15 protein-coding genes and 1 pseudogene are annotated in these 19,384 nt (G+C 64.1%); 12 read left to right on the forward strand and 4 right to left on the reverse strand.

Annotated features, from left to right (window positions below):
• A pseudogene (locus tag BLP83_RS18400) lies at nt 1-164 on the forward strand (IS3 family transposase); the annotation flags it as partial.
• Between the two features lie 114 nt (nt 165-278).
• Here BLP83_RS18400 and BLP83_RS14865 read toward each other — a convergent pair.
• From BLP83_RS14865 to BLP83_RS14875, 3 genes are read right to left on the reverse strand one after another with little or no spacing between them, the layout of a single operon-like run.
• Nucleotides 279-1,472 (reverse strand): uracil-DNA glycosylase family protein, encoded by a 1,194-nt coding sequence (locus BLP83_RS14865; protein ID WP_091244498.1) that lies wholly within the window; start codon nt 1,470-1,472, stop codon nt 279-281.
• 4 nt (nt 1,473-1,476) lie between these two features.
• Nucleotides 1,477-1,755, reverse strand: coding sequence for a hypothetical protein (locus tag BLP83_RS14870; RefSeq protein ID WP_091244501.1), 279 nt, complete (start codon nt 1,753-1,755; stop codon nt 1,477-1,479).
• A gap of 41 nt (nt 1,756-1,796) precedes the next feature.
• On the reverse strand, nt 1,797-2,792 hold the full coding sequence (locus tag BLP83_RS14875; protein ID WP_091244503.1) for a helix-turn-helix domain-containing protein: 996 nt from the start codon (nt 2,790-2,792) through the stop codon (nt 1,797-1,799).
• Nucleotides 2,793-3,306: 514 nt separating this feature from the next.
• On the opposite strand from BLP83_RS14875, the gene BLP83_RS14880 reads away from it, so the two are divergent.
• The 10 genes from BLP83_RS14880 (at nt 3,307) to BLP83_RS14930 (ending at nt 16,492) form a co-directional block, all read left to right on the forward strand.
• Complete coding sequence (locus BLP83_RS14880; RefSeq protein WP_091244506.1) at nt 3,307-5,364, forward strand: endonuclease; 2,058 nt, start codon at nt 3,307-3,309, stop codon at nt 5,362-5,364.
• A gap of 180 nt (nt 5,365-5,544) precedes the next feature.
• Nucleotides 5,545-5,712: a hypothetical protein gene (locus BLP83_RS18755; RefSeq protein WP_176764222.1), complete on the forward strand. Its 168-nt coding sequence runs from the start codon at nt 5,545-5,547 to the stop codon at nt 5,710-5,712.
• 542 nt (nt 5,713-6,254) lie between these two features.
• Nucleotides 6,255-7,115 (forward strand): exonuclease/endonuclease/phosphatase family protein, encoded by an 861-nt coding sequence (locus tag BLP83_RS14895; RefSeq protein ID WP_091244514.1) that lies wholly within the window; start codon nt 6,255-6,257, stop codon nt 7,113-7,115.
• Nucleotides 7,116-7,164: 49 nt separating this feature from the next.
• Nucleotides 7,165-8,838 (forward strand): Ig-like domain-containing protein, encoded by a 1,674-nt coding sequence (locus BLP83_RS14900; protein WP_143006704.1) that lies wholly within the window; start codon nt 7,165-7,167, stop codon nt 8,836-8,838.
• A 323-nt stretch (nt 8,839-9,161) separates the two neighbouring features.
• A complete protein-coding gene (locus tag BLP83_RS14905) occupies nt 9,162-10,265 on the forward strand; it encodes a bifunctional nicotinamide-nucleotide adenylyltransferase/Nudix hydroxylase (RefSeq protein WP_091244520.1) in 1,104 nt (367 codons plus the stop codon).
• Between the two features lie 91 nt (nt 10,266-10,356).
• Nucleotides 10,357-11,787, forward strand: a complete 1,431-nt coding sequence (locus tag BLP83_RS14910) for a nicotinate phosphoribosyltransferase (RefSeq protein WP_091244523.1) — start codon at nt 10,357-10,359, stop codon at nt 11,785-11,787.
• A gap of 58 nt (nt 11,788-11,845) precedes the next feature.
• The gene (locus BLP83_RS18760) at nt 11,846-13,330 is read left to right on the forward strand and encodes an ADP-ribosylglycohydrolase family protein (protein WP_218121258.1); all 1,485 of its coding nucleotides are present in this window, start codon (nt 11,846-11,848) and stop codon (nt 13,328-13,330) included.
• A gap of 236 nt (nt 13,331-13,566) precedes the next feature.
• Nucleotides 13,567-14,238, forward strand: coding sequence for a hypothetical protein (locus BLP83_RS14920; RefSeq protein ID WP_091244526.1), 672 nt, complete (start codon nt 13,567-13,569; stop codon nt 14,236-14,238).
• Nucleotides 14,239-14,385: 147 nt separating this feature from the next.
• Nucleotides 14,386-15,390 (forward strand): ImmA/IrrE family metallo-endopeptidase, encoded by a 1,005-nt coding sequence (locus BLP83_RS14925; protein WP_091244529.1) that lies wholly within the window; start codon nt 14,386-14,388, stop codon nt 15,388-15,390.
• A gap of 271 nt (nt 15,391-15,661) precedes the next feature.
• Nucleotides 15,662-16,492: an arginase family protein gene (locus BLP83_RS14930; protein WP_091244531.1), complete on the forward strand. Its 831-nt coding sequence runs from the start codon at nt 15,662-15,664 to the stop codon at nt 16,490-16,492.
• Nucleotides 16,493-17,021: 529 nt separating this feature from the next.
• Here BLP83_RS14930 and BLP83_RS14935 read toward each other — a convergent pair.
• Nucleotides 17,022-18,130, reverse strand: a protein-coding gene (locus BLP83_RS14935) for an IS3 family transposase (RefSeq protein ID WP_425389019.1) whose coding sequence is annotated in 2 segments (ribosomal slippage) — nt 17,022-17,878 and nt 17,878-18,130 — 1,110 coding nt in all. Because the reading frame shifts where the segments join, the coding sequence is not laid out codon by codon here.
• Here BLP83_RS14935 and BLP83_RS14940 point away from each other — a divergent pair.
• The gene (locus BLP83_RS14940; RefSeq protein WP_143006705.1) at nt 18,111-19,109 is read left to right on the forward strand and encodes a hypothetical protein; all 999 of its coding nucleotides are present in this window, start codon (nt 18,111-18,113) and stop codon (nt 19,107-19,109) included. The two genes, BLP83_RS14935 and BLP83_RS14940, sit on opposite strands and share 20 nt — an antisense overlap.
• Nucleotides 19,110-19,384 lie beyond the last annotated feature (275 nt).

The raw sequence follows: 19,384 nt of genomic DNA on the forward strand, positions 1-19,384 counted from the left end.
AGCGGGAGCGCGTGCATCACCAGAACTACCGAACCCGTGACGAGGCACGGGTCGATCTGTTCGACTACATCGAGCGGTTCCACAACCCCCGGATGCGACGTAGAGTCGCTCGCCGGGACCGTAGGTTTTCAGCCTTGTTCAAACCGTCCGCGGAAACGGGGTAGAACCCCTTGACCATCTGCTCTTCGGTGGATCGGGACTTGCGCATGGGCTCCTCGCTGATGTCAGGAGCCATCCTCTCAACTTTCAAATGATCCGAAAATCGCCGGGCAGGTCAGCTACGCGAAACCAAGCAGCGACTCCAGGTCAGCTACTGACGGTAGCTTCCAGTAATCGACTGGTCGCCCCTCTCTGAGCGTGGGACCGTTCTTCGCGTTGAGGTTCGAGTTGCGTGACTTGTGCGCCGCGTAACGCGTGCGATATTGCGCAAGCTGCGCAGAGACGTTATCCAAGGGTGGCGTCCAGAGGTAGATACTCTGTGTACGATTTCGTTCCAGAGCGATCTCCCGGCCGTTCGGGAGTCGAAACCCTGCGATGTACTTGGTAGGCAGGGCCGTTCGCTCAAATCGAGATGCCAGGAAAGTCTCTGCTGACTGCGTGACCATGCTAGTGTGCTCCGTGCTTGATCTAGAACGTGGGTGGCCGTCTTCGGACGATTCCGTTCGAGCCTGATGAAGCGCGCTACGGCTGTGTGTCTCTTGGCGCGTAGCCTGAAGTTGCGCGTGGAGCCGCTCTCGCGATTCCACGAGGCTGTGGCCGTCGGTCTTGGCTGAAGCCTCCTCGGGGCTCTTTGCCCCGCAGAAACACGCAACGCGCTCTGCATTTGCGCCCGAGGGATGCGGCACTCCGATCAGCACCCGTTGTCGGTCCACATGACCCTGTTCCGCTAGCTTGAGCATCACCTCTGCGGGTTGGTCTCCCAGAGGGATCCAGAGCGCATGGGCAAGCGGGGCGACCTCGGTGCCGAACGCGCAGCTCACCCAGCGCTGAAGAAATTCCGACCGGCGGATAGCGATCTGTCGGTTGTAGTTTTCTCCCCGATACAGGACGGGGTAACGCAGCACGGAGGTGTAGTGCACCTGATCGGTGTGCTTCGAGAAGAGCGTGTCGGCGGACTCGATGCCGAGAGCCTGGGGGAGCCCGATTGCATCGAGGCAACGGACGAGATTGGCCCGCATCGGGCCCGAGAAGCTGGCAACCCCTTTCGCAATCCGCAAGGCTTCCGACGCCGATGCCCCGGCGGCAAGCGATGCCTTGGCGGAAGCGAGAGCGTTCTCAGCCTGCTGGATCCCTGGCGTGATGCCCACCAGGACGATGCGAGCAGCCGGATTCACATATTCGAAAGGCGCGTAGTAGACGGAAAGATCTCCGCTCCGCTCCATGAGCAAGGCGTCTGGCAGCCCGGCTGCCGAAGGATGATGCCGGATCACAGCGTCACGGTAACGTTCGATCAAGCTTGTAGCGGCATTCATGGTCTTACCCTTGGCTCTGCTCGCCGAAGCCTTTGGACTTCAGGACGGCGATGAGTGCTTCGATCTGGTCAGCCGTCATGTGAGCGGAGGCTTCTTCGAGCAGCTTGCGCTTCTGGCTGAGCTGGTCTCGATTGGCTTGGCGTCGACGAAGCAGGCGCTCCACGCTCGCAGCCAGTGCTTCACGGTCAACGGCATCGAGCAAAGCGTCGATGACGTCGGGTTGACTGAGATCGTGTGCTTCGGAGAGTGCGGAGATGCGAGCATGCGCGGCTTCGCCCAGCATCAGGCTCTTGCGCTTGCCTCTCTCCGGAATAGATGGCCGGCTCACGGTCCATCCCCCAGGGCTTCCGACAAGGAAAGGCGAAGCACTTGTTGACGGAAGTCCGCTTCCATCTGTTCCACCCGCTCGCGGTGCTGTAGTTCCAGCGCCCAGCGTGCAAACGCGGTGGGTTGCTCGATTCCTGCGGCGTGGGCAAAACGCATCAACTCGCCCGGCTCGAAGGCAAAGGTCTGGGCGGTGAGGTCTCCGGCAAGCAGCGCAGCAGCCTGCTGTCCAGAAAATCCAGATGCTGTGGCTGCCTCGCGCAGGCGCGGATTCAGTCTTGCAAGACCGTCAAGGTAGCTCTTGAACTGAACTGCAGTGCCGCCCACGACCAGGTGGTTTGAAAGCTGCTGGTTTGGCCTGCGGGTGGGCACGAAGTCTGGGCGTCGCGAAAGCCACTCCAAAGCATCCTCGATCGTGATCACCGTCCGGTGGCCCTGCTTGGTAATCATCAGAGCGCCTGGATTTTTGGGGTTCGCTGCCATCCGGAGCGTCTTCTCCGACACTCTTGCCAAGGCAGCGAGCTCCTCAATGGTGAGGGGATCGCCGAGCCAGTCGAGCTTCCCCCGCGCCATGAACCCCGCGACGGTCCACTTGACGATGTCCGTAGCAGTGTTTCCCCCAATCAGCTCGCTCGCGTCTCCAAACTCTCCCACGCGTTCGCTCAAGTCGAACTTGAGTTTTCCGGCAAGCTTGTCCACGACATCCCCAAGAAGAGCGACCTCAGGCCATGTGTTTTCCGAGTGCAGGCCGCCCGCTGTGTCGCCCTGCCAGACATAGGCCCCTAGCGTCTTTGCATACGCTCCGACGCCCCCTGAGATCAGCCTGTGCTCGCGTTGCCCACGGGCCCTAGATCCCTCAGGAAGGTTTGGGGGGCGATTGAGAAGGCGCTCCGTTGCGTCCTCGCCGTAGAGTTCGTCGATGATGTCGAGGAACTCAAAAAGCACTGCATAAATGGCTTCCTCGACGTGCTTGGGTGTCACGGTGGCGATGCTCATAAAAGACTCTGCGGATATCTGACGTATCTATTACATGAGACTCCCGCGGTGTTGTCAAGACAGTCCAGGTATCTGCCATGTCCGATCCGGGGCCGGGCGTTTCTTGTGATCGGCTGACCACCACCCGCCTCACATTCCTTCAACGGACGGCCCGGCGCTCAGTCAGGCTTGGTTGAAGCTGCAAACATCCCGTAAGTGTCCAGCCCTCTTGGCTCGGGTTCGGACACGCGCCACAAGATTTCTCCCCTGCGGCGATGATTCCACGCTGGCGGCACACGGGAGCTTGGCTGCTAGTGTTCGCCCGACGCGTAGGTGTTGCCACGCCCCGCGCTCTCAGCGAGGCACTCTGCATCGGCACGGGTTTGGATGGTCACTGGTCGTCGTGACCTGCCCCCAGCCATCCGGAACTCTTCGTCACGAAGGTGCAGGATCGTCATGGCTCGCTCTCGCTGTCTCCGCTTTGTCATGGCCGCTGCCGCCGGCGAAACTGACCGCCCGACAAGCGGCGCCCCTCATGCATATCTACCGTTCTTGCCTGTTCTCCGCGGCCTTGTTCGCCGTCGCTCTGGCTGACAGCGCGTCCGCTGCAGTCTTCATCAACGAGCTGCACTACGACGACTCGACGGCTTCTGGAGACACGGGTGAGCGTGTCGAGGTGGTCGCTACCGCCGGAGAGTCCCTCGATGGCTACCGGATCGTCCTTTACAACGGTAGCGGTGGGGCGCAGTACGACGACGACCCTGTGCCGACTGGTGCTCTGCGCACCTGCGGCGCTACCGTGCGACTCGCGGTCGTCAGCTATCCCTCGAACGGGATTCAGAACGGCGCACCGGATGGTCTTGCTCTAGTGGATCCTGCGGGAGCTGTGGTGCAGTTCCTGAGCTACGAAGGCGCGTTCGCCGCCACAAGCGGACCCGCGTCTGGGATGACCTCTGTTGACATCGGGGTTCTGGAAACCAACGCGACAGCCGCAGGGACGTCGCTTCAGCTGAGCGGCCAAGGGAACACTCCGGCGCAGTTTTCTTGGCAGCCCAGCCGCGCAGAGAGCTTTGGCGAGTGCAACGCAGGACAGACGTTCGTGCAGGCGGAAGACTTGCCGCCATCAGTGGTCTCCACGGTTCCCGTGCAGAACGCCGTTGACGTCAACCCATCCGCCAACCTCAGTGTGGTTTTCTCAGAGCCCGTCTATCTGGGCGGCGGAGCCTTCGCTCTCACCTGTGCGACCACGGGTCCTCGCGCGTTGGCTGTGACGTTGGGAAGTGATGGCTACACGCTTGATCCGGTGACAGACCTGGGTTTCGACGAGGCCTGCACGCTGACGATCACCGCCAGCGAAGTGGTCGATCTCGACCTCAAACCGAACACGATGGCCAGCGACTTCGTGATCAGTTTCCGAACGGCGCCGGACCGCGCTCCTGCGGTGGTCTCAACGCAGCCCTCGAACGGAGCCGCGGGGGTTCCCGCAAGCGTCACGTTGGAGGTCAACTTTTCAGAGTCTGTATCGGTTACCGGAGACTGGGCGCGCCTCAACTGCGGAAGCTCTGGCTCAGTGCCACTTTCGATCAGCGGTGGGCCCGCGCAGTGGTCCCTTGATCCGTCTGTTTCGCTCCAACCGCTGGAGTCCTGCTCGCTGCGCGTCGTTGCGAGCCAGGTGGCTGACCTCGACGGCTTGCCTGATCCGCTGGCGGCGGATGTCGTCGTGGAGTTCGTGACTTCCGCCGGGCCGGGGGCCTACTACGCGGACGTTGATGCAAGCTCCTGCACCGTGCTACGCGAGACGCTGCACGCCGCGATCGATGACCATACCTTCTATCCGTATACGGCGACGACGACGGACACCTGGGACATCCTGGAACTGGCGGATCAGGATCCGGCCAATTCGGGCCGCATCGTTGATGTGTACCGCAACGCGTCCTACGCCAAGGCGGGCGGCGGGAACGCGAACTACAACCGCGAGCACACCTGGCCGAACAGTTACGGGTACAACGACCTGACCGGAGACCATGCGTACACGGACGCGCACATGCTCTACCTGTCGAACTCGGCCTACAACAGCTCGCGGAGCAACATCCCCTACGGCAACTGCAACATGGGGTGCAGTCCTCTGGTGACTGAATTGACGAACGGGCAGGGGGGCGGCCCGCAGGTGTATCCCGGCCAGCACAACTGGTTCAGCAGCGCGCTCAACCTCTTCGAGGTCTGGTCAGCACGCAAGGGTGATGTGGCTCGTGCAGTGCTTTACATGGATATCCGCTACGAGGGCGGCATGCATGGCATCACCAACCGCCCGGAGCCTGACCTGATCGTCGTGGATAACCCCGGGCTGATCCAGACCACGCCAGCGGGGGTGTTCGCGCCGGTGGGCTACATGGGGCTCAAGTCCGTCCTTCTGCAGTGGCACGCTGCCGACCCGCCGGACGCCAACGAGCAGCTGCGCAACGATGTTGTCTTCAGCTACCAGGGCAATCGGAACCCCTTCATCGACCATCCCGAGTGGGCGGAATGCCTGCATACCTGCACCTGCTCAAGTGCGCCACCGGTTGAGATCTTTGAGAACGGCTTCGAGGGGTGATCGAATGCAGCGCCGGGGTGGAAATAAGGACTCCGGTGCTTGCGCGCGTAGTGGACGCTCGTCCGCCCGGTTCCGTTGGCACGGATCCGTTTCGCCGCGCAGGGGAGGGCTCTAAAATCCGAGCCCCGGACAAAGCGAAGCTCAGGCTGCTGACCGATGGAGCGTTTAAGACTTGAAGGCTTGACCATCCGCCAGCTGGAGCAGCTTGAACTGGCAGTGCGGCAACGCCGTGAGCAGCTGATCTACGAGGACCGGAAGCGTGTCCGGGATCTCTTGATCGAGACGGCGCGGGAGGAGGGCTTCTCGATCTATGCCCTCTTTGACCTGCCGGCACCCGGAGCCCGTTAGCGCACCTGCCGGCGTTGGACAGAAAGTGAGGCCCCTGCCGTCCATGGCGGGGGCGTCACACCGAGCTCCGATCTCTGCCCTCCGGGGTGAGGCAGAGTCGGCGACCGGGGAACCTGGTCAGGCATGGCCGTCCGTGAGAACGCGCAGTGCCAGCCTCTGGGCATTGGCTCCAAGCGTTGGATCGGCTCGCTGGACAATGTCGCTCTTGCACAGGAGCAGGCGACGCAACCACGGCTCGAACATGGGCAGGCGGACCTTCGCCTCGTCGTCGCCTGCAGCGACGGCAGCGGCTAAAGCGTCCAAAAATCGGATGTGCTCGTCTGGCATGGGGTCACTGTAGGCGGGGTGCCATGCAGGTGTCTGTCGGAGGTTCGCTAACTGGACGGTAGGAGATTTCCTACCGGCACCTTCTCAGTGATCTGGCGGCGCGCTTTCACGCGCACGTCTCCGGGCGCGTAGGCGCGCAGTCCTCGAAATGCAACATTCCTGTCAGACCATGGCAGGATTGGGTGCCCGAACCGGGCAGGAGAGGGGGAGCTCTCATGCGCGTCGCTGCTGCTGTGGTGCTGCTGGTGCTTGCCAGCGTCTTCAATGTTTCCAAGGCGCAGTCTGGCGCCTACCTTCGAGTGGCGTCCTGGAATACCCTCCATGCGGGATGGAGCGGCCAGACGGATTGGAACGGGTACGCGAGCCAGCTCTGGCGAAACTTCGGGACCAGCGGCAGTTCGACCAACGGCGTCGATCTGGTTTTCGCCCAAGAGGTGATGTACGCCGAGTCTGCGGCAAGCATCTCTGCTGCGCTCAAGGCCGCCAGCGGCGTCAACTGGGATTACCGGGTGACGGCCGCGATCGGACGCAGCAGCTACAAGGAACGCTACGCGGTTTTCTTCCGCACCGATCGGGTCCAGTTGCTGTCGTCAACGGTATGGAGCGATGCGGGCGATGTGTTCGAGCGCGAGCCCCAAATCGTCAGGGTTCGCCAGATTGCTACGGGCGCGGACTTCACCTTCATCAACTGGCATACGGTCTTCGGAACCACAGCCGAGCGGCAAGCGGAAATCCAGGCCATCGCCGGCGTGTTCCAGTCGGTGCAGAGTCAGTACTCGACCGATCAGGACGTCATCCTGCTCGGCGACCACAATCGCGATGCAACGTCACCCTGGTGGTCCAACCTGACGACATTGTCTCCGGCCGTCAGTTGGCGGGTGAACGACCTCACCTCGATCAACGCGAGCTGCGCGTTCGCCAACGCCTATGACCATTTCTGGTTCCAGACGAGCTACGTGTCGGAGTTCTCGAGTGCGGTGCGCGACTACATCGCCGACATGTGTGCGTTCCGGAACGGGCTGTCGGATCACGCCCCCATCAACTTGACGCTGTACTCGACGTCGGACACCGACTGAGCTTTGGCCGCTTCGCCGCATGAGACCCCGTGCATGGGCGGCGATTGGCTTGCTCGCTCTGGCGGCGGTGTTGACGTGGGCGATCCTGTCGTGGGAAAGGGCAGGGCAGCGCGAGGAATCCTCGCGATCTGTCGCTGAGAGCGAGCAAGCGCAGCCGCAAGTCTCGGTCGCCTCACACAGGGAGCGTCGGCGCGAACCCGGTGAGGTCGAAGGGAAACCGGGTATTCGGCTCGCCACGCTGCTCTTGCCCGAGGCAGGTGTCAGCGCCGTGGAGGACACGGTTCGGGTGGGACTCGCCCGCGTCAGTGAGGAAGCGCGTGCGCGGCATCTACTCTGGCTTCAGTCAGGCGCTGAAGGAGCCGGCCCGAAGGACATGGGAGAGCTTGCGGAGGTCCAGCGTTGGGTCGAGCTGCCCGCCCAACGTCTACCCGACGGGCGCGTGCAGGTAGGCCCTGCCGACATTCCTGAGGCTCAGTTCTACCTGCTGGAAGCCGGGGGAAGCGACGGACTGCGCTTCTATCGATCCCGCTTTTCAGGAGTGGACGTCCCAAGCGAGGTCGCGCCGATCACTGCCGCGGGCCTGCGTCTACGGACAGATGTCGATGACCCGCGACTGCGTCTCCAGTTGCTCAGGCGTGCCGAGGCTCCTCCTGCCGGCCAGTGGCACGCGCTGCTCGTTGCGCAGTCGCCTCACCTCCTCGCCTTGTTCGATGAAGCTGGGCTCAAAGTAGGCCCCGATACAGAGTTTCTGCCGTTGGCACCGACCTCCTTTGATGCCGTGGCTTGGCTGGGGCAGGTCGAGATTCAGCGCTCAACGCTGCACCTGACGCCTGGTCGGATCACTGAGCTCGCCCTCGATAGGGTGCGCATCGAGGACGCCAAGCGCCGGGCGATCGATCTTGAGATCGAGGTGCTGGACGCGACCTCGGGACAACCCGTGGCGGATGTGTCCGTGACGTTTCCGGTTCCTCAGGGCGAGACTCTGCTTCGAACCGATTCCGCGGGAAGGGCGCGTTGGTCAGGACTTCCGGCCGGCCATCAGGCTTGGCTGTCGCTTGAGTTCCCAGAGGTGGAGCTGGGAGGGCTGCCGCGGTGGCCCTCGCGAAAGCTGGTCCCTGTCGCGCTCCCAAGGCCTGAGGATGCGCCAGCTGACGGCACGCACCGTGAGACCGTGGAGGTGTCACCGCTGAGCTGGCTCGTGCTCTCGGGAGAGGGGCGTCGATCGGGCCCTCCGATCCGAGGCCAGCCCTATCCCGTGTATGGACTACAGCGCGACCGGGCGGGGGAATGGGAGGACCTCGGCACCGAGCACTTCGTGCCTATCCCGGAAGGCTTGGCCGTGTCGATTGCAGAGCCCGGGATCTACCGCGTCTTCAAGGCTGAATCTCCCTGGAGCGTCGCGTTCTCGCAAGCTCTCGTATTCGATGAGCATCAGGCGCAGACGCGTCGAAACGCGTCTTTGGATCGCCCTGTTCGCCGAGACATCTCTGTCCGCTTGGTCGACGCGTTTCAGCGACCGCTGATCGCCACCCCCGTCATGGTGTCGGCCCGACTGAGGGGGCTGCCCGCCGTAGAGATCACCACCGATCAGGCGGGGCTGCTCCACCTCACTGCAGCGACAGAGCAGTCCGTTGTGGTGTCTGCAGGCGCAGGGGAGCAGGCCATTAGCCTCTTTGACGGCCATGGGAAGACGGTGCGAATCGCTGGGGCGGATGGCGAGTGAGTCGTCTGGGTCAATGACGGGTGTTCCCACGGCCGAACTGCTTCGTCATCTTCAGCGGCGGGGACGCGCGCCACTGACATGCGCCGCGGCGTAGGGTCTGCTCCGGCATCGGCCAGTTCCGCGGGCGAGGTGCGTTCAGGTCAAGCAGTGCCAGCTCCAAGGCCGAGGTTGGAGAGGATGTCTGTCCGGATCAGATTGCTCCAGAGAGGAGGGCGATCGACTCGCTCGTAAACCGAGCATTGAGCTGTACTTGAACATTGCGAAGAAAAGCGTAGTCTTGGACCCATGCCGCCGGACTGACCAGCGGTACCAACGCCAGAGGGATCCTCATGGACTTCGACTACGTGGTCTTCATTGGCCGCTTCGAGCCGTTCCACAACGGCCATCTCGCCGTCGCCCACCACGCCCTGCGTCTGCTCCGGGGCACTGCCGACGGAACCCCGCATACCACAAGCAAGGCCGCTAGGGTCGGCAAGCTCATCCTGCTGATCGGCTCGGCCGATGCTCCGCGCACGCCGCGCAACCCCTGGACCGCCGCCGAGCGCCGGGTGATGGTGCAGGCTGCGCTGGAAGATGCCGCCGACCGAATCCTCGTGCGTCCGCTGCGTGACCACCTGTACAACGAGGCGCAATGGATCGCCGCCGTGCAGCGCACGGTGGCCGATGCGATTCGCGCCGACGGTGGCCCGGCGGATGCGCGAATTGGCCTGATCGGACAGCGCAAGGACGCCAGCAGCTATTACCTGGAAGAGTTCCCGCAGTGGCGGCTGATTGATGTGGGACACACGGAGACGCTGTCAGCCACGGACCTGCGCCGCCACCTGTTCGAGACCGGCCCCGCCGACTACGGTAGCCTGATGCTGGTGCGCGCGAACGTGCCCGAGCCGGTGTTTGCCATGCTCGACGCCTTCCGCCGGCACGACCCGGCGTATGCCGAACTGGTCGAGGAGTACCGCTTCCTGCGCGACTACCGCGCGGCCTGGGACAAGGCCCCGTATCCGCCAACCTTCGTCACGACCGACGCCGTGGTCGTGCACTCGGGCCATGTACTGTTGATCCGGCGACGCAGCGCGCCGGGCAAGGGGTTGTGGGCCCTGCCGGGTGGTTTCATCCGCCAGGACGAAGCGCTGCTGGACGGCTGCATCCGCGAGCTGCGCGAGGAGACCCGTCTCAAACTGCCGGCGCCGGTGTTGCGCGGCTCGCTCAAGGGCAGCCACGTTTTCGACCACCCCGAGCGCTCGCTGCGCGGACGCACGATCACCCATGCCTTTCACTTCGAGTTCCCGCAGGGCGAGCTGCCCACCGTGCGTGGCAGCGACGATGCGGACAAGGCCCGCTGGTTCCCGGTGGCCGAAGCGCTGGAAATGGGCCCGCGCCTTTTCGAGGACCACCTGCACATTCTTGAGTACTTCATCGGCCGCGGCTGAAGCGGCCTGACCCTGATTGGCCCGGTCGCGGCCGGGTCGCACCCCGCCGGCGGACAGACCACCGGCTTTCGACGCGAAGGAGTTTCACGTCATGAACATCCGCAATCCGTTCGACAACCTCATTCTCAACACCGACAGCTACAAGGCCAGCCACTGGCTGCAGTACCCGCCGGGCACCGACGCCAGCTTCTTCTACGTCGAGAGCCGCGGAGGCGTGCATGACCACGTGCTGTTCTTCGGTCTGCAGGCGATCCTGAAGGCCTACTTCAGCACCCCGATCACCCATGCCGATGTCGATGAGGCGCGCGAGGTCTTCGCCGCCCACGGCGAGCCCTTCAACGAGGCCGGTTGGCGGCGCATCGTCGACGTGCACGGCGGTCGCCTGCCGCTGCGCATCCGCGCCGTGCCGGAGGGCTATGTGGTGCCCACCCACCAGGCGCTGGTGACGATCGAGTCGACCGACCCGGAGGCCTTCTGGCTGCCGAGCTACATGGAGACCCTGCTGCTGCGCCTGTGGTATCCGGTCACGGTGGCCACGATCAGCTGGCAGGCCAAGCAGACGATCCGCGACTACCTGCAGCGCACCAGCGACGACCCCGAAGGCCAGCTGCCCTTCAAGCTCCACGACTTCGGCGCGCGCGGCGTGTCGAGCACCGAGAGCGCGGGTCTCGGTGGACTCGCTCATCTGGTCAACTTCCTCGGCACCGACACGGTGTCGGCGTTGATGGCCGCTCGCGCCTGGTACGGCACCGACATGGCCGGCTTCAGCATCCCCGCCGCCGAGCACAGCACCATCACCAGCTGGGGGCGCGAGCGCGAGGTCGATGCCTACCGCAACATGCTGAAGCAGTTCGCCAAGGCCGGCGGCATCGTCGCCGTGGTGTCGGACAGCTACGACATCCACCGCGCGATCCGCGAGCACTGGGGCCAGACCCTGCGCCAGGAGGTCCTAGATAGCGGCGCCACGGTGGTGATCCGCCCCGACTCGGGCGACCCGGTCGAGATGGTGCTGAGCTGCCTTGAAGCGCTGGACGAGGCCTTCGGCCACACCGTCAACAGCAAGGGCTACAGGGTGCTGAACACGGTGCGGGTGATCCAGGGCGACGGCATCGACCCGGTCAGCCTGAAGCAGATCCTGGAGCGCTTCACCCAGGCCGGCTACAGCGCCGACAACGTCGCCTTCGGCATGGGGGGCGGCCTGCTGCAGAAGCTGAACCGCGACACCCAGAAGTTCGCGCTCAAGTGCTCGGCTGCGCGCGTCGACGGCGAGTGGATCGACGTCTACAAGGACCCGGTCACCGACCCCGGCAAGCAGTCGAAGCGCGGCCGCCTCACCCTGATCCGGCATGCCGAGTTCGGCAGCTGGAAGACCGTGCCGGTGCCCAACGAGATCGAGCGCATCGAGGACATGAGCCTGCCCGCCGGCTGGGCGCATGCGATGGAGACGGTGTGGGAGGACGGCGCGCTCACCCGCGAGTGGACGCTGGACGAGGTGCGGGCGCGGGCAGCGCGGGGCCTGTGAAGGGACGGCCATGAAGACCTCTACAAACTTCATCCGCCGCGACCGCCTCGCCGGTGGCTTGTACGGCCTGCTCATCGGCGATGCCTTGGGCGTGCCCTACGAGTTTCATCCTCCACAGGCGATTCCCGAGCCGCATGAGATCGAGTTCATGCCGCCGCCGGACTTCCACCGCGCGCACATCGGGACGCCTCCAGGGACCTGGTCGGACGACGGCGCACAGGCGCTGGTGTTGCTGCGCTCGCTGCTGGAGCGCGATAGGTTGGACGTGGATCACTTCGCTCAGGGCCTTCTGCGTTGGGCGGACGAAGGCTACTGCGCGGTCGATGGGCGCGTCTTCGACATCGGCATCCAGACCTCGAACGCGCTGAGTGCGCTGCGCCGTGGCGCCCCCGCCGATCGCGCTGGCCCCAGCGGCGAACGCGAAAATGGCAATGGTGCGCTGATGCGGGTGCTGCCTTTGGCGCTGTGGCATCGGGACAGCGACGAGGAACTGGTCGCGTTGGCCATGCGACAGTCGTTGCCTACGCACGGCCATATGCGCTCGCAGCTCTGCTGCGCGCTGCTTTGCCTGTGGGGGCGAGCCGAGCTTGAGGGGCGCAGGGATGCGTGGGACTGGGGCGTCCAGCGTCTGCGCGCGCTGGCCTCTGCCGACTGGGGCGATGAGCTTGCGCGCATTCTTGATCCCGCCAATGCAACCGCCGCACGCGGCACCGGCTACGTGCTGGACACGCTGTGGTCGGCCAGGCGCTGCATGGATGCTGCGGAGGATTTCGAAGCCGCGGTGCGCGCAGCCATCCGCCTTGGCAATGACACCGATACCACGGCAGCGGTGGTCGGCGGGCTTGCCGGTCTGCGCTTCGGTCGGTTCGGGATTCCGCAGCGCTGGGTGCAGGGCCTGCGTGGCAGCGAGTTGCTGGAGGAGGTGATCCCTCGTCTACTCGATCACGGGTCACCGCGTGCGCCAAAGCACACTGGCTCGGCGCGCACCAGCGAAACCCATCCGCTGTCTATCGCGACGTTGGCGCTTGGAACAAAGCCCGGCCGCGTCGGCATCACCTTCTGTCCCGGCAAGAAGCAGACGAACGCCATCACGGGTGCTTGGGATCGCGACCTGTGCGCCGACCTTGAACGTATCCGGGATTGGGGTGCAAAGCATGTCGTCACCCTGATCGAGCCCTGGGAGATCAAGGCACTCGAAGTGCAGGAGCTGCCCAGCGCGTGTGCGTCACTGGGCTTGGTCTGGCATCACGCCCCCATACAGGATGGCTCCGTTCCTGATGAGCAGTGGGAGGCGCGGTGGGCTGCCATAGAACCGGTGCTGTTGTCAGCGTTGGATCAGGGCCATGGGGTTGTCGTTCACTGCAAGGGCGGCTTGGGTCGTGCTGGCTCGATTGCATGTCGTCTCGCGATCGCTGCGGAGGACGTGACGTCCGCAGACGGGCTGATCGAACGCGTGCGCTCGGTAAGGCCGGGTGCCGTAGAGACCCGCGTGCAGGAGCGTGCCGTCTTTGAGTGGGTGCAGCGGTACAACCGTCAGTCCTGAAGAGTGCGGCCCGCACCCACACGTAACCTGTCAGGGCGCAGTCCGCTTATCAGGCGCTTCGCGGAGCGCCTGATCCGATGGAATCAACGGCACTGGCCGGCTCAAGCACGGAACCACATGCGCGCGACCACACGCCAGGGACTCAGGTTCTCAGCCCCTGAGACGGCAGCGTATGAGCCTCTGGATCGGCGTAGCCCGCAGCACAGGCAACGCCCTGCTCTGGATGGAGAAACGCGATGACCCGAGACGCTCTGCATGACGACCTCCGCGCCCTGATCTTGACCCTGGCCCGTCGCGATGACGTGCATTCCGTCTCCTGCCAGTTCCGGGATCGCGCGCTGTGGGAGGGGCTGCTGACGGAGCAGGCCCGCCGCGCTCGCCAGAGCGGTCGTCCACCGCGGGAGGCGTTCTTCCTCTGCGGGCCTGACAGCGGTATTCCCGGCATCGCCAAGCTGCATCCGGGTCTCGACGACGACTTCGACGGCACTCCGCCGCGCTTCACCGGCGACACAATGGAGGAGCAGATGCGGGGAGATATCCATATCCCCTACGAGGGCGTGACGAGCGCAGACCTGATGGTGTACCCGCACTGGCGTCGCCTGTTCCCCTCGCGCTGGGAGAAGCCCGGTGCAGAGATGGACTGGATCACCGGCGACAAGCCCTGCAACTACCTGCTGGTCGAAAAGGACCTCGGTGAAGCCCCGCAGGCAACGCGCACGGGGCCGATCGCCGGAAGCTGGTGGCTCTACAGCAGCACCGCGCCCTACAAGGACTGCAATCCCTTCAGCGCCAGCGAGAAGGCCGTGGACCGAAAGGAGCGGATCCTGAGGTTCGTGGAAACAATCCGGGCAGCCAAAGAAGAAGACGCGGCCGCTAAGGCGAAACCTGCCGAACCCGGCCGGGTATGAGTTCGTGTCTGTCGCCTTTGCGCGTCGATCAGCGCAGCAAGGAGTTGCCCTGCAGAGCCCGGTCCAGTGCGATGGCCAATGACTGAGCGCGATGCCCTGCGCATCCGAGCATTCTGATTTTCACGGCGACCGAGATCCCGCGAGCCCATGAAGAAGCGCCGCCTCCACCCGCAGTGTGAGCTGTTCGATGACCCGCTGCATGACCCTACGCAGGAGCGCCAGGCGCGACTGCTGCTGGACCAGCTGCTGGCGGAGGCCAAGCTCTACGCCAAAGGCCCCGCGCTGATGGGCCTGCTGGATTTCGTCTCCCGCCTGCGCACGGTCGCGCCCTTCAATGCGCTGCTCCTGCACATCCAGAGGCCTGGCGTCACCTACGTCGCTTCGCAGTCCGACTGGGTGCGTCAGTTTGACCGCCGGCTCACGAGCGAGGCGCGTCCACTGCTCGTCCTTCATCCCTTTGGGCCGATCGCCTTGGTCTACGACATCCTCGACACCGAGGGCCCCAGCCTGCCGGACGGCGTACTCAACTTCACCGCGGCCGGCGTCATGGAAGACGATGTCTACGCTCAGGTCCGGGCTCGGGTCGAGGCGCTCGGAATCGAGCTGGTGCACCACGACGTGGGTGATCGGCAAGCGGGCCACATCCAGCGGCGCGCCAATGATCCGAGGCAGGCGGATCGCCCGCCCTATGTCGTCAGGCTCAACCGGCTGCATCGCACGGCGGTGCGCTTCTCCACCCTCGTGCACGAGCTTGGTCATCTCTTCCTTGGCCATCTGGGCGAGGACGCTCGGCTCGGCATCGAGGACCGTCGCCACGTCCCGCTGCCCCAGCGCGAGCTTGAGGCCGAGATGGCCGCGTATGTCATTTGCATGCGCAATGGCATCCGCCCGAATTCCGCGAGCTATCTCGCCCAGCACGTCGACCAGAACCTGTGTACGGAACATCTGGATCTCTACCGCATCCTTCGAGCGGTTGCGCGGCTCGAAGACATCCTCGGGCTCGCCCGGCGCTCTACCTTCCAGCCAATGGCCCAGCAGAGCCTGCCGCTGAAGGGCGGCGGCCTCGGGCCTATCCGTCACCCCCAGCTGCGGCTGCCACGACTGCCGCACCTCGGATCACTGGGCGGCAAGCCGCCACCCAAGATCAACTGACCGAGGCGAGGATCGTGGCAGCGGGTCGGAGGCGATTGGCCGTGCGTCTCATGAAGTCCAGTGCGGAGGGAGATCGCCAGAAGGATGAGAATTTTGGCTGGAATCCGCAGTGCCGCCCTTGCCGCCCGGACTGCAAAGCAGGTACGTCTGAACCACTGAAGCGAGACCGCATGCCGAGGCAGCGCCCCCATCCACCGCCCCAGTCTCTGGAATATACGTCGCGCGGCGCGTGCCCTCGCGCGTTCCAGATCCGCTCTCTTGGGAACCGCTGATGCAGGTCGTCTACAGCCCGAAGATGCTCGCGCCCGCCCAGGGATTCTCGCCGAGTGCTTCGAAGCCCGAGGCCGTGGTGCAGGCCTGGAGGGCCTGCTTTCCGGAGATCGATCTGATCGAGCCGATCGCGGTCTCCCGCGAGCACCTGCTCAAGGCGCATGCCGCCGACTACGTGGACGACGTGTATGCCATGCGCCTGCCAAACGGCTTCGGCACGCTCAGTGCGGAGGTCAACGCAAGCCTCGCCTATACGAGTGGTGCCATGCTCGAAGCAGCGCGGCGTGCGCTCGCGAGCCGCGTCGCCGTCGCGGCACCCTGCTCGGGTTTCCATCACGCAGGTTGGGACTTCGGAGGCGCCTACTGCACGTTCAATGGGCTGATGGTCGCGGCCCTTGCCCTGCAAGCCGAAACCCCCGGACTCTGCGTCGGCATCCTCGACTACGACTACCACCACGGCGATGGCACCGAGAACATCCTGGAGACCCTCAAGCCCGGCGGCATCGTCCACATCACGGCGGGCGAGACCTGGCACCGCGCGCACCAGGCCGAAGCCTTTCTCGCCAACATCGGCCGCGACCTCGATGCGCTCGCTTCCTGTGATCTGGTGCTCTATCAAGCCGGTGCTGACCCGCACATCGACGATCCGCTGGGTGGCTTCCTCACCACCTCGCAGATGGCGCTGCGCGACTGGAAGGTCTTCCAAGGCCTCGCCAGCCGAGGCATACCGATCGCATGGAACCTCGCCGGTGGCTACCAGCAGCCGCTGTCCAAGGTGGTGCAACTGCATGTCAACTCGATGCGGGCGTGCATCGAGGCCGCGCGAGGCTGATCTGTTGTCCTCATTGCAAGCCGGTGGTTTTCGATGCCGTGACGGTGACTTGGCATTCGAGTCGTTGAAGGTCTTGCCAGCCCGAGGCGGCAGGTTCCAACGAAGCTTGCGCGAGCTGTGCCTTGCAGGTACGCGCCTGCTGCTGACCAGACGCGCTCGATCCCAGCGAAGGCCTTGGTGATCTGTCTCCTGCCGATAGGGCAGGACATCGCCGTGCATGTTCGCGAAGCATGGAGGAGCGGTTAGTAGAGCTCCTCCATCGCGCGCTTGTTGGCGTCACAGCTGAGTTGGTCGAAGGCTCGCACGACCCGATGAGCAAACGCTTGGATGCCAGCTGTTGACCCGCATCCGTCTCGGCGAGCCGCGACCTAAGCGCAAGGGGCGTCGCCGTCACAGGTTGGTCGATTTCTGCGTAGACCAGACGGGCTGCTGATGCTACTGATCGCTGCAAGCCATCAAATGCCTGTCAAAGAAGGTAGGAGACTCTCAGGATGAGCTGACCTCCCCCCACAGCTTGGACCACCTGTTCCTAGAAAACTCGGCCTTCGGTGGGTAGGTGCGATTGGCCGGCGAACTCGGCGGGACAGCGGTCTCCGAGGCTCGAGTGCGGCCGGAAATGATTGTAATCCTGCCTCCAGTTTTCGATCTTCTCCCGGGCGTCCTCGAGCGACAGGAACCAGTGGGTGTTGAGGCACTCGTCGCGGAAACTGCCGTTGAAGGACTCGACGAACGGGTTGTCGGTCGGCTTGCCGGGCCTCGAGAAGTCCAGTGTGACCTGCTGCTCGTAGGCCCAGCGGTCCATCGCCAGCGACGCAAACTCGGAGCCGTTGTCCGTCTGAATGCGGGTTGGTAGCCCACGCTGCAGCCGAAGACGCTCCATGACGCGAACCACATCCTCCGAACGAAGCTGCGCTGCCACTTCGATCGCAAGGCACTCCTTGGTGAAGTTGTCGACGACGGTGAGCGCTCGGAACCGGCGGCCATCGAACAAGGCGTCGGCGACGAAGTCCATGCTCCAGCAGGCGTTGGGTCGTTGCGCCACCAGGCGCTCCAGACGATGCGCAGCTGCCTTGCGCCGACGTGGCCGCTTGCGCCGGAGATTCAGCCCCAAAGCCTTGTACAACCGGTGCACACGCTTGTGGTTGACCCGCCAACCCTCGCGACGAAGCAGCACGTAGATGCGCCACATCCCGTAACGGATCCGCACCTCGGCAATCTCCTGAATACGTTTCCTCAAGGGGGCATCGTCCCGCCGGCTGCTGCGGTGGTACCAGGAACTCCGGGCCAAGCCGACCAGTCGGCACGCGCGACGAATCCCGACCCGATAGCGCTCCTGAAGGTGGCCCGCCAGCGACTTGCGCTGCGCGGGCCTCAGAGCTTTTTTGCGAGCACGTCCTGCAGCATCGCTTTGTCCAGACTCAGATCGGCCACCAGCTGCTTGAGCTTGCGGTTCTCCTCCTCCAACTGCCGCAGGCGGCGGAGCTCGGAGACCCCAAGCCCGCCGAACTTCTTGCGCCACAGGTAGAACGTCGCCTGCGACACACCCATCTTCCGGCACACCTCCTCGACGCTCGTTCCCGACTCCGCCTGCTTCAGGGCGAACGCGATCTGTTCCTCGGTGAACTTCGACTTCCTCATGGCGAAACAGCCTCCTTCTGGGCTTCAGTCTCGCCGAGTTCTTCTAGTTTTGGGTGGTCCAGGTTTTCGGGGGGAGGTCACCTACATAATCGAGTCGCTTGCGCAGGACTATACGGGTGAAGCCAAGGGCAGCCTGAGTGAATTGGAGGCCAGGATTCCCGGGTGGTCATCGCTGGCACCTGCACAGAGCCGCAGCCTCCAGCGTGAGGTGGCCGAGGTCCGGCAATGCCTCATAGGCAACAGCAGCAATCCCGAGGCTCGCCGACGGATGGTTGATTTGAGGCGCCGCGTACACAACACCGCCAGGGCCCTGCGTACGCTGGGTCAGATGTACCCCTATTCTGCCCCGCTTGACCTGAGCCTAAGACCTGCGACTTCCAACGTGCTCGTGCCTATCGATCTGTCGGAGCGCTACCCTAAGCTGCGCGCCGAGTTCGAGTACGAAAGCCGCATCGTTTTGCTCTCGGGTGCTGCTGCGAGGCTCGCCGCACAGGTTGTGCCGTTGGCTGTAGAGCTCACCGAGCTCAAATACATCGATCCGGTGGACGGTCTGCTCGAGCAGGACGGTCCGGTGATGCGGGTGCTTGCTATCAGCCAAGCCCTGATGCAAGAGCCATCATGCAAAGCGACGAGCCTCGCGTTCAGTCTCCCTGACCCCCATTATCTCAGCGACACGCGCTGGGAGTGGTGCTACGACTTCCTGATGGGCCGGTTGCGTTTCGGCTCAAGAGGGGAACATGGCGGGGTCAGCTTCGGTTGCCTCGATGCATCTGGGTTGCAGCAATTCGCACGGCTGGCGAGAAGTCAACTGGCTTGGTTCGAACGAGATCCTGATCTCGCAGCGTGGGCGCCCGCTCTGATCGATCTCGCGGAGGCAATCGAAACTCGCGCCTGCGCCCTGGAACAACTGCCGCCAGGAGGGGCATTAGCGTGGGTCACGGTGACGTGGCCCGACAGCTGGGGTGGTCACCTTATTTGAGTTGTGAAGTGAGTCGGACGCGCATGTTGCCTGATCGACCACGGTGAGGCTTTGGGCGCCGCGATCGTCGCGCGTGCGCGTGGAGATCGACCACAAGCGTTCCCGGGACCCTCAGTCCGTCAGAAGTTCGGTGATGAAGGAGATCACCGTAACGTTGATATGAGCGCCTCTGCATCGAGCGCTTTGATCCCCCGGATGGTGGAGCGAGGCATGCCAACCGAGTGCCTGCACGCTGCAAGGGGAGGGTGCGGGCAGATCGCTCACCCAAGTGCCCT

This window comes from Aquimonas voraii, from assembly GCF_900101825.1.
Lineage (GTDB): Bacteria > Pseudomonadota > Gammaproteobacteria > Xanthomonadales > Xanthomonadaceae > Aquimonas > Aquimonas voraii.

Bases quoted from the DNA above. Each gene is read 5' to 3' on its own strand.
- BLP83_RS14865 (WP_091244498.1), bottom strand. From the start codon at position 1,472: ATGAATGCCGCTACAAGCTTGATCGAACGTTACCGTGACGCTGTGATC.
- BLP83_RS14930 (WP_091244531.1), top strand. From the start codon at position 15,662: ATGCAGGTCGTCTACAGCCCGAAGATGCTCGCGCCCGCCCAGGGATTC.
- BLP83_RS14920 (WP_091244526.1), top strand. From the start codon at position 13,567: ATGACCCGAGACGCTCTGCATGACGACCTCCGCGCCCTGATCTTGACC.
- BLP83_RS14895 (WP_091244514.1), top strand. From the start codon at position 6,255: ATGCGCGTCGCTGCTGCTGTGGTGCTGCTGGTGCTTGCCAGCGTCTTC.
- BLP83_RS14910 (WP_091244523.1), top strand. From the start codon at position 10,357: ATGAACATCCGCAATCCGTTCGACAACCTCATTCTCAACACCGACAGC.
- BLP83_RS14880 (WP_091244506.1), top strand. From the start codon at position 3,307: ATGCATATCTACCGTTCTTGCCTGTTCTCCGCGGCCTTGTTCGCCGTC.
- BLP83_RS14925 (WP_091244529.1), top strand. From the start codon at position 14,386: ATGAAGAAGCGCCGCCTCCACCCGCAGTGTGAGCTGTTCGATGACCCG.
- BLP83_RS14875 (WP_091244503.1), bottom strand. From the start codon at position 2,792: ATGAGCATCGCCACCGTGACACCCAAGCACGTCGAGGAAGCCATTTAT.
- BLP83_RS14870 (WP_091244501.1), bottom strand. From the start codon at position 1,755: ATGCTGGGCGAAGCCGCGCATGCTCGCATCTCCGCACTCTCCGAAGCA.